The following is a 12394-nucleotide window of genomic DNA, read 5'->3' as shown; positions in this document are numbered from 1 at the left end:
ACCAGCCATGCGCACCACCACCCGTCCCGCCTTGCTCGCCGTCGGCGCCGTCGCCACGCTCGCCCTGTCCCTGACCGCCTGCAACGACGGCAGCGGCACACAGGACAGCGGCGCCGCCGGCACCAGCGCATCATCAGCCGCCCCGTCGGGGGCCACCTCCGCCTCCGCCTCGGCCCCCACCTCCGCCTCCGCCTCGGCCCCCACCTCGGCCTCGGCCTCGGCGCCGTCCGGGAACAGGACGAGCACGAGCGGTGGAGGCAGCCCGTCCTCCCGCACCGGCGGGGGCGGCGTCACCGCGGCCTGTACGACCAAGAACACCTCGGTGACGTTCCTCCAGTCCTCGGGTCACGCCAGTGACGCGCAGGCCGCCGCAGCTACCCTCAAGATCACCAACAGCTCGGGTGCCCCCTGCACCATCGTCGGCCCGACGACCGTGGTCGCCGACGACGACCAGGGCAAGGCGAGCCCTGTCTCGGGGGACAACTCCAAGGACGGCTCGGGAGCGGTCGACGTCCCGGCGGGGGCTGCGGTGGTGGCGGACGTGCTGTACAACGACGTGAACAGCGAGGGCACCACGTCGGCCCGTTACACCTGCCCGGTGCAGGCATCCCACGTCAAGGTCGCGCTGTCCAAGGACGTGGGCACCACGGTGAACGTGATGAAGGCGAACGGCTCGCCGGGCGGCGTCTTCAGCGTCTGCGGCACCGACTTCAAGGTCGGAGCCTTCGCGGCACGGTAGAGCTTGGCGCGGCCCCGTGCGTTCGCACGATCCTGGACGTGACGGCGTGGACCAGGAGCGGGTTCAGGCTCGTCGGGTGGTGGGGGAGAATCGGCGGGTCGTGCCGGCGCGATGGGCCGGCGACGTTCGACGGGGACAAGGCGGGCGGGATGAGCGAGCACGGCCGACGGCGGCGTCACCGTACGGTGGACCGGGTCGTATGGATCCTGGAGGCCGCCGCGCGGGCGCCGGGCGGGGTGACCGTGGCCGAGTTGGCGCGGGCGGCCGAGGCCCCGGCGAGTTCGGTGCAGGATCTGGTCAACGGACTTGTCGCGACCGGTTTTCTGCTGGAACAGCACCGGCGGTTCCGGCTCGGGCCCGCCCCGCACGTCCTCAACCTCATCGCCGGCCGGGTCGTCCCGCGGATCAGCCAGCCCGAGCTCAACGAGCTGAGCCGCGTCGCGGGCACCCCCGTGTTGCTCACGGTGCGGGTCGGGCTCGACGCCGTGCACCTCGCTCGCGGCGGCGAGGACGAGATACCCCGCCTCCTGCCGCTCGCCGACGAGCACATGGCCCGGCCGCTCCTGCGTACCGCCGCGGGCCGCCTGCTGCTGGCCTTCACCGACGAGGCGGAGCGCAGCGGGCTGCTCGACGAGCTCGCCCGCCGCGACTCCGAGGCGGTCGCCGAGTTCCGCCGCGCTCTTCCGGGGATCCGTGCGTCGCGGATCAGCCGCAGCGAGGGTCTGGCCGATCCCGAGGTCAGCGCGCTCGCGATCCCCGTCACCGACGGTCCCGTCGTCACGGGTGCCCTCGTTCTGACGCACCGGCGTCGTGGCCGCTCGGAGCGGCTGAGTCTGGACCGGGCGGCGGCCCGGCTCCTCGCGCACCTCCAGGAGGGGCGGATGTGACGTCCGCATCGGTTCACGGATATCCGTGAATGCGGGCGCTCGTACGGTGCGGGGAACGAACATCCCGGCATGACTTCGAACACGCTCGGCATGACCGGGCCGACGCCTCCGCCGTCCACCGGCGAGATGGTCTCCCGGCTGCTGCACACTCTCGGCGACCCCGATCCGGCTCGGGGAGCCGCGGACATCACCGTCGTCGGGGCGGATCCCCTGGTGCCCTCGGTGCACCGCCTCGCCGATGCCATGTCCGCCGCGATCGGTGTCTTCGGGCGGCAGACAGCGGCGGTCGGCGAACAGCGCGGCCACCCGCACGAGAGGGTTCAGGTGCAGGCCGGGGCCGCGATCGACCAGCTCATGGCGACGTATCACACGACGCTCTCGGGACGCCCGCTCGCTGCTCTCCTCGACGATCCGACCCTGCTCGGCAACAGCGACTTCTACCGAGCCCGCGACGGCCGGTGGATTTTCATCATCACCACCTATCCGCATCTGCGGGACGCGGTCCACTCCGTGCTGAGGTGCGGCCTCGACAAGGTGGGGATCGCGCAGGCCGCGGCCGGCTGGGACGCCTTCACGCTGGAGGAGGCCGTCTGCGCTCGGGGCGGTGTCGCCTGCGTGGTGCGCAGCCGGGACGAGTGGCTCGCGCACCCCGCCGGGCGGTACGTGGCCCAGCGTCCGGTCGTCGAGATCGAACGCGTCGGGGACGGACCGGCCCTGCCACTGCAGCCGATCGGCGCGGCCGATGAGGCGCTTGCGGGCGTACGGGTGCTCGATCTCACCCATGTCATCGCAGGTCCCGTCGCGACGCGGCTCCTCGCCCAGTTCGGCGCCGACGTGCTGCACCTGTCGCGTCCCGACCGCCCCGACCCGATCCCGATGATCGCGATGACCGGCGGCGGCAAGCGCAACGCCTACTGCGACCTGCGCGACGATCACGACCGTGCGGCCTTCCACGACGCGCTCAAGGACGCGGACGTCTTCGTCCACGCCTACCGGGGACTTGCCCGGCACGGGGCGTCGACCGAGGAGCTCGTCCGGCGCCGCCCCGGACTCATCACCCTCGAATACCACGCCTGGGGCGCCGACGGCCCCTGGGGCGAACGCGGCGGGTTCGACCAACTCGCCTGCTCGGCGACCGGATTCGCCATCGAGGAGTGGACCGACCGGCCGTCGCTGCCGCCGACGTACCTGCTCAATGACTACCTCGCCGCCTACCTCGGGGCTGCCGCCGTCGCAACGGTCCTGCGCCGACGTGCGGCGGAGGGCGGCTCGTGGCGGATCCGCGTGACCTTGGCCGGGGTGTGTCACTGGGTGCAGGAACTCGGTCTGCTTGCCCGGGAGGACGTACTCGGCCTGCCCCGGCCGGGGCGCGCGCCGTTCGCCGCGCTGTCGACCACGGGGACCGACTTCGGCCCGCTCACCGAACCGGCGACACCGTTCGCGTACAGCGGGCGTACGGTCCCCCAGCCTGGCTGGCGGTCCCCGCTCGGGTCTGCTGCGCTCCAGTGGAGCTAGGCCACTTCCAGGCAACCAGCCCTGGCAACTGAAACCGCTGCCCCACGCCGACCAATGCAGCGAGTTCTACCGCATCTGCCTCTCGGCACCACGTGCCCGCCGCCGCCCGTACCGCGCCACTGTTCATCCACCCCACCCGATACCCCAGGAGGTACAGGAAGATGTCCGAGAAGCCGAGCGGCCCGTCCGGCCGAGGACTCCTCGCCGGAGTCCGCGTCATCGAACTGGCCAGCGTGATCATGGCTCCGTACGCCGCCCAGCAACTCGGAGACCTGGGCGCCGACGTGATCAAAGTCGAGCCGCCCACCGGTGACATGACTCGCCACTACCCGCCACAGCGCCACCCCGGCATGGGCGGCGCGGCACTCAACCTGAACCGCAACAAGCGCAGCGCCGCCATCGACCTCAAGGCCCCGCACGGCCGCGACGCCCTGCTCGCCCTGCTGCGCACCGCCGATGTCCTCATCACCAACCTGCGCCCGCAGGCCCTGGAGAAGCTCCGCCTCGGCTACCACGACGTCGCGGCCGTCAACCCCGGCCTGATCTACGCCAACGCCCAGGGCTTCCGCAGCGACAGCCGCTACGGTGCCCGCGCCGCGTACGACGACATCATCCAGGCGGCCAGCGGCCTGGTCTGGCTCAACCACCAGGTCTCCGGCCAACCCCACTACGTTCCCACCGTGCTGGCCGACAAGATCTGCGGCATGCAGATCGCCCAGTCGGTACTGGCCGCGCTGCACTACCGGGAGCACGGCGGCACCGGACAACACATCGAGGTCCCGATGGCCGACACCATGCTCGCCTTCAACCTGGTCGAGCACCTGGGCGCGGCCAGCCTGGAGACCGACGGGGCGTTCGGCTCACCGCGCTCGCTCAGCCCGCAGCGCCGCGCCCTGCGCACCGCCGACGGCTGGATGTGCATCCTGCCGCAGAGCGACCGCAACTGGCGGGACTTCACCGCCTTCGTGGGCCGCCCCGAACTGGCCGCCGACCCGCGCTTCGCCACCGGCCCCGACCGGGCCCGCAACGCCGACGCGTTCTATCCGCTGCTCGCGGAGCTGACACCGCAGCACACCAGCGCCAAGTGGCAGGAGTTCTGCGACCGGGCGGGCATCGCAGCCGCCCCCGTGCTCGACCTGGCCTCCGCCGCCACTACCGCCTACGCCCGCGAGGGCGGCCTGCTGCGCGAGGCCCACCACCCCACCGAGGGCCGCTACCAGGTCATCGGCCTCCCGGTGCGCTACTCGGCCGACCCGGATCCGGAGCTACGGCCCTGCCCGGCCATCGGCCAGCACACCGACGAGGTCCTCCGCGAAGCCGGCTTCGACCCTTCTCTACTGCACCCCACCGGCTGACCGGATTCCCCTACCGAAGAGAACGCTCATCCACCAGCCCAGGAGCGAATGAACCATGGCGCCTTCAACGCTTTCACCGATGGCATTCCCCGACGTCGTCCTTCCCGAATCGGCCTGCCGACTCCGTACCGAGGTCCGCGCCTTCCTCGACGAGGAGCGCGCCCGCGGCACCGTACTCGGCCGCCCCGACTCCTGGCTGGCCGGCTGGGACCCCGACTTCAGCCGCCGCCTGGCGGAACGCGGCTGGGTCGGCATGGCCCTGCCCGTCGAGTACGGCGGAGCCGGCCGCGGCTTCCTGGAGCGCTACGTCGTGATCGAGGAACTGCTCGCCGCCGGCGCCCCGGTCAGCGCCCACTGGGTCTCCGACCGGCAGGCCGGCCCCTCCATCCTCCAGCACGGCACCGAGGAGCAACGCCGCCTCTTCCTCCCCCGGATCGTCGCCGGGCAGTGCTTCTTCTCCATCGGCATGAGTGAGAAGAGCAGCGGCTCCGATCTCGCCTCGGTCGCCACCCGCGCCGAACGGATTGCCGACGGCTGGCGGTTGACCGGCACCAAGATGTGGACCGGCGGCGCTCACGTCAACGACTACGCCATCGTCCTCGCCCGCACCGATGAGGCCGAGGACAGGCACACCGGCCTCAGCCAGTTCATCGTCGACCTGCGTGCCCCGGGCGTGCGGGTCGAGCCGATCCGGCTTATGAGCGGCGAGCACCGCTTCAACGCCCTCCACCTCGAAGGAGTCGACGTCCCTGACGGCATGATGCTCGGGCAGCGGGGCGACGGCTGGAAGCAGGTCACCGGCGAACTCGCCTTCGAACGCAGCGGCCCCGAACGCTATCTGTCCACCTTCCCCCTGCTGGTCTCCCTGCTCCGCGAACTGGAGCAGCGCTGCGCGACAGCCGAACAGCTCACCCAGGTCGGCCTTCTGGCGGCGCGTCTGCACGGCATCCGCCAACTGTCCCTCGGTGTGGCCGCCGCCCTGGACGCCGAAGCCTCGCCCGACACCCAGGCCGCCCTGGTCAAGGACCTCGGCACCCGTCTGGAGGGCACCCTGGTCGACACCGTCCGCAGCGTCCTGCCGACCCCCGCCGACCCGCACGCCACCCCCGGTACCCACCCGGAACTGCTCGCCTTCGCCCTGCTGCACAGCCCCGGCTACACGCTGCGCGGCGGCACCAACGAAATCCTTCGCGGCATCATCACTCGCGGTCTGGAGCAGCACCGATGAACACCCACACGATCGACACCAGCGCCCCCGTCATCTCCGCCGACGCCTACGACACCACCGCCTTCTACGCCGATGCGGACTCCATCGCCGTCGTCACCAACACGACCGACCCGGACGCCGTGGCCCTCCCCTCCCCGGACGCCTCGACCGCCGAACTCCTCGCCGCCGCCCAGGAGGCAGGACGCCGCGCCGTCCCCACACCTCTTGCCGAGACCGCCCTGGTCGCCCGCCCGCTGCTGCGCCGCGTCGGCCTCCCCGTCCCCGGCGGCCCGCTCAGCTATGCCATCGCCCCTGAGCTGACGGTCCGCTACGTCCGTCCAGCTGCCTCCCACGTCGGTTCGGCCGGCTGTCTGGGCGACGACGACACCATGCTGGTCACCGGCACCCTGCGCCGCGTCCCCTGGGCCCGCACCGCCACCGCCGTCGTCGTCCTGGCCACCGCCCCCTCCGGCCCTGTCGTGTTCTCCCTCACCCCGGACCAGGCCGTCCTCACCCCCGGCGGCAACCTCGCCGAGGAACCCCGCGACGACCTGCACCTCGCCGCCCTCAAGATCCCCGCCTCGCAGGTCCGTCGGATCTCCCCGGAACTGCTCGACGAGGCCCGGCTCCGCGCGGCCCTGGCCCGGGCCGCCCTGATCGCCGGGGCCGCCGAACGCTGCGTGGAACTGACGGTCGCCCACACCACCGCCCGTACCCAGTTCGGCCGTCCGCTCAGCCGCTTCCAGGCCGTCAAGCAGGAGGAGGCACGGCTCATCGAGGAGGTCGCCCTGGTCCGCGCCGTGGTCCAGGCCGCCGCCACCCCCCTGGACACCGGCGGGATGGCCGCCCACTTCGCCGTCGCCGCCGCCAAGACCCAGGCATCCGCCTCGGCCGCCGAGATCGCCCGCATCGCCCACCAACTGCACGGCGCCATAGGCATCACCCGGCTCAACCCGCTCCACCTCGCCACCACCCGTCTGTGGTCCTGGCGTGACGAGGACGGCGACGAAGCCGCCTGGGCGCCCGCCCTGGCCCGGTCCGTCACCGCCGCCACCCTCTGGCCCGCCCTCACCGCCACACCCTGACCGCTCGCCCCCGCGCCTGTCGTCTATCGACCGAATGGCGGCAGGCGCCACGAGGGCGTCTCGTCCAGTAAGCGGCCTCAACGGGCATCGACTGGGCGGACTGTCGCCCCAGCCGCGGTAGTGGTTGTGGGAGCGTTCGACCAGGGCGTTGGCGACTTCGTCGAGGGCTTCCCAGTCGGCGAGGGCGAGGGAGCGGGGGTCGTCGAGTTCTGTGTTCCCTGCACCACAAGCTCTTCGACAAGGGCGTCCTGGGCCTGGGGGAGGGGCGGCGGATACTCGTCTCCCAGCGCTTCGTCGGACGCGGCGAGGCCAGCAGGCAGTATGTGCTCACGTTGGCCGGACGGCAGGTCATCGGCCCGCAGGCGGGGATTCTGTCGGTCGCGGGCCGGCACCGGCAGTGGCACGCCGAGCAGGTCTTCCGGGGCGAGCCCCGGGAGCCCCTGACTCCGGCGCATGTTGGTTGAGAGAGGCTGCCCGTCCGCTGACCGGTCGGTGTCGACCGCGTGCTGTCCAACTCCGGTCCGCGCGGTCCCGCCGGATGGAGCCCTGACCGCCGAACCGGCCTCGTCCGTATGCATCCCTCAGCGGTGAACGGACGGGGCCTTGGTTGGCTGCTCGCCGACCAGCGCTCTTGCTGTGTCTCAGACCTCGCCGAGGGGGACGTTCGGGTCGGCCAGGCGGTCGGCGTCCACTACGCGCTTGGAGACGATCAGGTTGCGGATCGGGTCGGTGACGTCCCAGATGTTCATGTTCATCCCGGCGAGCACCCGGCCGTCCTTGAGCCAGAACGCGATGAACTCGTTGGCCTTCACGTCCCCGCGGAACACGACCCGGTCGTAGCCGTCGGGCTCGACGTAGCCGAGGTATTCCATGCTCAGCTTGTCCCGTGAGGCCACCGGCTCGTCAGGATGCCGGGGTGTCCACTCGGCATCGGTGAAGAAGTACGGGACCCGGTCGTACACCGCGTCCGGCTCTCCGAGCAGGGCGCGGGCGGCGGTCTGCGGCTGGTTGACGGCGTTGGCCCAGTGCTCGACCCGGACGTGCTTGCCGAACAGCGGGTGGTAGGCGTTGGCGACGTCGCCGGCCGCGTAGACGTCCGGGTCGGAGGTGCGCAGGTGCCGGTCGGTCTTGATGCCGTTGTCGACCTCCAGCCCGGCGGCCTCGGCGAGGCCGGTGGCGGGGGAGATGCCGATCCCGACGACCACCGCGTCGGCCGCCACCGTCGTCCCGTCGCCGAGCCGCACGCCGCTCACCGTGCCGCCGTCGCCGGTCAGTTCGGCCACCTCGGCGCCGAAGCGCAGGTCCACGCCGTGCTCCCGGTGCAGGTCGGCGAAGACCTGGGCGACCTCCCGGCCGAGCACCCGCAGCAGCGGCAGTTCGAGCGCCTCCAGCACCGTCACCTCGGCGCCGGCCGCACGGGCCGCGGCCGCCACCTCCAGCCCGATCCAGCCCGCGCCGACCACCGCGATCCGGGCGCCCGGCCGCAGCGCCGCCTTGATCCGCTCGCTGTCCTCGACCCGGCGCAGGTAGAGCACGCCGCCCTGGTCCGCGCCCGGCACCGGCAGCCGGCGCGGCACCGAGCCGGTGGTCAGCAGCAGCTTGGCGTACTCCACCCGGCCGTCGTCGGCGAGCGTGACGGTGTGCGCGGCCGGGTCGATCGAGGACACCGCCGTGCCCAGGCGCAGCGTGACGTCGTGCTCGGCGTACCACTGCGGCGGGTGGACGTAGATCTTCTCCCGGGGCGTCTTGCCCAGCAGGTAGCCCTTGGACAGCGGCGGCCGCTCGTACGGCCGCTCGTGCTCCTCGCCGATCAGGACGATGCCGCCCCGGTACCCGGCCTCGCGTAGCGCCTCGGCCGCCTTCGCGCCGCCGAGGGACGCCCCGACGATCACGATCGGGCGGTCCTGGCCGCCGCCCGCTCCGGTGGTGCCGCTGTCCGTGCCCGCCATGTCCCGACTCCTCGTTCTCCGGCCGTGAATCGGGGCCAGCCTGCCGCCGTCCGGGTGGTGTGTCGAGGCCGTGCCGGGCGCGCCGCGCCGCGCTCGCCCGTACGGGTGAACGCCGGGGCGGGCGCGGGTCCGGGCGGACCGGCGGCGCTACGGCGTCATCGCGTCCCTGACCAGCGCGGTGTCGGTGAACTGCTCGAAGCGGACGATCCGGCCGCCGCGCACGGTGAAGTGGTGGGCGACCCGGACCGCGAGCGGTTTTCCAGTGCTCTTGTGGACGGCCGTGTAGCGGGCCAGCACCACGACGTCCTCGCCGTCCACCACGTAGGTGTCGTCGTGCGCCGTCCAGTCCTCCCACTCGGCGGCCAGCCGCTCCATCACGTGGCTGGTGACGCCCTTGGGGGTGCGGTAGGTGCCGGCCAGCGGGAAGCCGGCCATCTCGGTCCACTCGACGTCGTCGGCGAGCGTGGCGCGCAGCGCGGCCAGGTCGCCCCGGGCGGAGGCCAGGTACTGGCGGCGGACCACGTCGGCGGGGGCGGCGGACTCGGCGAAGCCGGAGACGTCCCTGGGGATCTCGATCACCGCCCGCTCACCCCCAGGCCATCTCGCCCATGACGACCTTGGTGCCGATGTCCACCGCGATCCGCAGCCCCAGTTCGGGGAAGCGCCGCTCCAGGGCCTCCTTGGCGGCGGCGGCGTCGGCGGCGCGGCCGATCTCGGTCTCGAAGGCGCGCAGGTAGGCGCGGGTGTGGTCGACGGCGTTCAGGTCCGTGGGTGCGTCCGCGACCCGGTGGCCGGCCGCCACCCAGGCCGGGTGGAGGGCCTCGATGCCGTCCAGCAGGTCGATCCAGGCGGCCCGTTGGGCGGGGGTCGGGGTGTCGGCGGTCCACACGTGCAGGCCCTCGAAGAGCAGCACCCCGCCGAGCACGGCGCGGTGGTGGTGCTGCCACAGGTAGTGCCGGTCCGGCAGGTGGAAGTCGGCGCCGCGCACCTCGAAGCGGTGGCCCTCGAAGACGATCTCGTCGCCGGGCAGTACCTCGGGCCGCACCAGCCGGGTGGGCAGTTCGGGGCCCAGGTGGGACCAGGCGTGCAGCTTGTCCTCGTAGGTGTCCTGGATGTGCTCGACGGTGGAGGCGGTGGCCAGGAACCGGGCCTGCGGGAAGGCGTCCTGGACCTCCTGGGCGCCGAAGTAGAAGTCCGGGTCCCCGTGGCTGACGAAGACGGTCGTCAGCCGCTTGCCGGTGGCCGCGATCCGCTCGACCAGGCGGCGGCCGTCGGAGCGGGTGAACCCGGCGTCCACCAGCAGGGCGTCGTGCGGGCCGGTGACCAGGACGGACGTCTTGTTGAGCGAGCTGTCGGGGCTGTCGATGATCTCGAAGTCGAGAGCACTCACGATCGGTGTCCTTCCTCGGGCCGGGCACGCCTCGCCGTCAGCATCGGGGTTGGGCGCGGCGCCCGCATCCGGAAGGCGCCGCCCGCGTCCGGAAGGGGGCAGCCGGCTCGGGTCCGGAAGGCGCCGCCCGCGTCCGGGAGGGGTCAGCCGGCCCGCGTCCGGAAAGCCCCCCGAGTCCGGAAGGCGTCAGCCGGCCCGCGTCCAGAGCGCGAGGTCGCTGCTGGTGGCCACCGCGAGGGTACGACCGGTGGGGGAGAAGCCGGCCGCGCGCAGGGTGGACCGGCTGGAGTCGAAGACCTGCCACCAGTTCTCGCCGTGCTCGCCCTGCCACGGTCCCCGGCCGGTCGCCAGCAGCACCCGGTGGTGCGGCCACTCCGGCGCGGCGACCTCGACGTGCCAACCGCCCTCGGCGTCGGTGTGCAGACCGCCGCCCCAGGACCCGGCCACCGGGATCCGCACGTCCGCGACCTGGCCGAGGCCGGGGCAGCAGAGGTCCGGGCCGTCCGGGTCCTCCGCCGGGTCGTGGTCGCGGGCCAGCTTGAGGCCCGTCACCGCGTCGAACAGGCCGTGCCCGCCGGTCGAGACCGTCAGCACCAGGTCGTGCCCGCTCTCCGGGTGGACGGCGAAACCGATGCCGAGCAGCCCGCCGACGGCGATCGTCCCCCGGCCGACGGGCCGCCACGGCTCCGGCGGGGCGGTCACCGGGGCGGCCAGGATCCGGTCGCGGAGGCGCTGCTGGTGCGGGGTCAGGGCCATGAGGCCGATCATCCCACCGGGTCGGGGGCGAGGCCCGGGGGCCGTCGGTGCCGGGCGGACCGGGCCCTACTGCGCCGGGCCCAGCCGCAGCACCGCCAGTGCCCCCAGCGCGGTCGCCGCGGCGAGCGGCACCCACAGCGCGCCGGGCCCGGTCGCCAGCAGCGCCGTCACCACGGCCGGCGCCGCCGCCCGGCCCACGCCCATCGACAGCTCCCAGCGCGCCAGGGCCCGCCCGAGCAGGTGCGGCGGGGCCACGGCCGCCACCAGAGCCGTTCCCGAACCGGTGTAGAGGATCTCGCCCAGCGTGTACACCGCCGAGACCACCGTGACGCCCACCGCGCCCGGCGTGCCGCCGAGCGCCCCGGCGCCCCAGAAGCCCAGGTACGAGACCGCCAGCAGCGCTCCCGAGGCGGCGAGGACGGCGCGCCGGGACCGGTGCGCCAGCCGCAGCACCAGGGCCAGCTGCAGGGCGATCACGAGCACCGTGTTGCCGACGAACAGGCCCGAGGACCAGGCCGCCGAGGCGTGCAGCCGGAGCACCAGCAGCGCGGGCAGCGCCACCTCCAGCACGTCGAAGCAGAACGCGTACGGCAGGTTCGCGAAGCTCAGCAGGGTGATCCGGCGCAGCGGCTCGCGCCGCACCTGCGGGCGGCCCTGCGGGTCCTCGCGCGGCGCGTCCCGGTCGGCCCGCACCCGCAGCGAGCCCACCAGCACCGCCGCGCCCAGGCAGGCCACACCCGTCACCCCGGCCAGCAGCCGGATCGCGCCCGCCCCGCCGCTCACCGCCACGGTCGCCAGCAGCGCGCCCAGGCCCAGCCCGGCGTTGCGCACCGACCGCCCGGCGGCGAGCGCCGCGTCCCGCAGCCGTCCCCCGGTGAGCGTGCTCACCACCGCGGCGTGCGTGGTCGGCCAGGACTGGCTGCCCACCCCGAACAGCACCGCCGCCGCCGTGAACCCCGGCAGGCCGTCCGCGAGCAGCAGTGCCAGCGCGCCCGCCGCCCGCAGCAGCAGGGTGACGGCGGCGGGCAGGGTCCGGGCGCCGCGGTCGATCCACCGGCCGGTCAGTGGCACCACCAGCAGGCCCGCCACCATCCCGGCCGACAGCGCCAGCCCGACCGCGCCCGCGCCCAGGTGCAGCAGCCCGATCCCGTACAGCAGCAGGAACGGCCGCAGCAGACCGCCGCCCACCGCGTCCACCGCCAGCGCGACGGCGTACCGGGGCCCGCCGGCGGCGGTCAGCAGGCTCAGGAGGGCGGACGGGCCGCGGCGGCCGACGCCGACCGGCAGGGCGGGCGGCTGGTCGGCGCGGACGGCGGCGTGGTCATGGACGGACTTCTCCTGGACGAGGCTCATGACCGGTACCGTCCGCCCTGGTCGGGGCCTTGAGCACGTCGATTGACGGTTCCCGTCAATCGACGGGAGCGTGCGGCGGAACGGGTGAAAGGATCTCCGGCGTGAGTGAGCGAAGCGAGCGAACCGTCAAGCGCCGCGTGCGGGCGCACGCCCCTGTC

11 protein-coding genes and 1 pseudogene are annotated in these 12394 nt (G+C 73.4%); 7 read left to right on the top strand and 5 right to left on the bottom strand.

The features are described from left to right. Positions 1 to 7 precede the first annotated feature (7 nt). From ACIRD3_RS07245 to ACIRD3_RS07215, 7 genes and pseudogenes are all read left to right on the top strand, one after another. Positions 8 to 739: a DUF4232 domain-containing protein gene (locus ACIRD3_RS07245; protein WP_402212821.1), complete on the top strand. Its 732-nt coding sequence runs from the start codon at positions 8 to 10 to the stop codon at positions 737 to 739. Positions 740 to 888: 149 nt separating this feature from the next. Beyond that, positions 889 to 1626 carry a helix-turn-helix domain-containing protein gene (locus ACIRD3_RS07240; protein WP_402212819.1) on the top strand — a complete coding sequence of 246 codons (738 nt, stop codon included), beginning with the start codon at positions 889 to 891 and terminating at the stop codon, positions 1624 to 1626. Between the two features lie 69 nt (positions 1627 to 1695). Continuing rightward, on the top strand, positions 1696 to 3141 hold the full coding sequence (locus ACIRD3_RS07235) for a CoA transferase (protein WP_402212817.1): 1446 nt from the start codon (positions 1696 to 1698) through the stop codon (positions 3139 to 3141). Between the two features lie 161 nt (positions 3142 to 3302). Then, positions 3303 to 4496, top strand: coding sequence for a CaiB/BaiF CoA transferase family protein (locus ACIRD3_RS07230; RefSeq protein WP_402212816.1), 1194 nt, complete (start codon positions 3303 to 3305; stop codon positions 4494 to 4496). Positions 4497 to 4575: 79 nt separating this feature from the next. Next, the gene (locus tag ACIRD3_RS07225) at positions 4576 to 5724 is read left to right on the top strand and encodes an acyl-CoA dehydrogenase family protein (RefSeq protein ID WP_402212814.1); all 1149 of its coding nucleotides are present in this window, start codon (positions 4576 to 4578) and stop codon (positions 5722 to 5724) included. Beyond that, a complete protein-coding gene (locus ACIRD3_RS07220) occupies positions 5721 to 6788 on the top strand; it encodes an acyl-CoA dehydrogenase family protein (protein ID WP_402212813.1) in 1068 nt (355 codons plus the stop codon). Before ACIRD3_RS07225 ends, ACIRD3_RS07220 begins: the two co-directional genes overlap by 4 nt. A 209-nt stretch (positions 6789 to 6997) precedes the next feature. Then, positions 6998 to 7252, top strand: a pseudogene (locus ACIRD3_RS07215) (restriction endonuclease); the annotation flags it as partial. 177 nt (positions 7253 to 7429) lie between these two features. Here ACIRD3_RS07215 and ACIRD3_RS07210 read toward each other — a convergent pair. The 5 genes from ACIRD3_RS07210 to ACIRD3_RS07190 form a co-directional block, all read right to left on the bottom strand. Further along, complete coding sequence (locus tag ACIRD3_RS07210; RefSeq protein WP_402212811.1) at positions 7430 to 8737, bottom strand: NAD(P)/FAD-dependent oxidoreductase; 1308 nt, start codon at positions 8735 to 8737, stop codon at positions 7430 to 7432. Positions 8738 to 8884: 147 nt separating this feature from the next. After that, a complete protein-coding gene (locus ACIRD3_RS07205) occupies positions 8885 to 9316 on the bottom strand; it encodes a nuclear transport factor 2 family protein (RefSeq protein ID WP_402212810.1) in 432 nt (143 codons plus the stop codon). A gap of 7 nt (positions 9317 to 9323) precedes the next feature. Further along, positions 9324 to 10127 (bottom strand): MBL fold metallo-hydrolase, encoded by an 804-nt coding sequence (locus tag ACIRD3_RS07200; protein ID WP_402212809.1) that lies wholly within the window; start codon positions 10125 to 10127, stop codon positions 9324 to 9326. A gap of 186 nt (positions 10128 to 10313) precedes the next feature. Further along, complete coding sequence (locus ACIRD3_RS07195) at positions 10314 to 10883, bottom strand: hypothetical protein (protein ID WP_402212807.1); 570 nt, start codon at positions 10881 to 10883, stop codon at positions 10314 to 10316. 66 nt (positions 10884 to 10949) lie between these two features. Further along, positions 10950 to 12236, bottom strand: coding sequence for an MFS transporter (locus tag ACIRD3_RS07190; protein ID WP_402212805.1), 1287 nt, complete (start codon positions 12234 to 12236; stop codon positions 10950 to 10952). Positions 12237 to 12394 lie beyond the last annotated feature (158 nt).

Origin of the sequence: Kitasatospora sp. NPDC093550 (assembly GCF_044764985.1) — a bacterium.
GTDB lineage: Bacteria > Actinomycetota > Actinomycetes > Streptomycetales > Streptomycetaceae > Kitasatospora.
The sequence above is the reverse complement of the archived record's forward strand: the minus strand, read 5'-3'. Positions and strand labels throughout refer to the sequence as shown.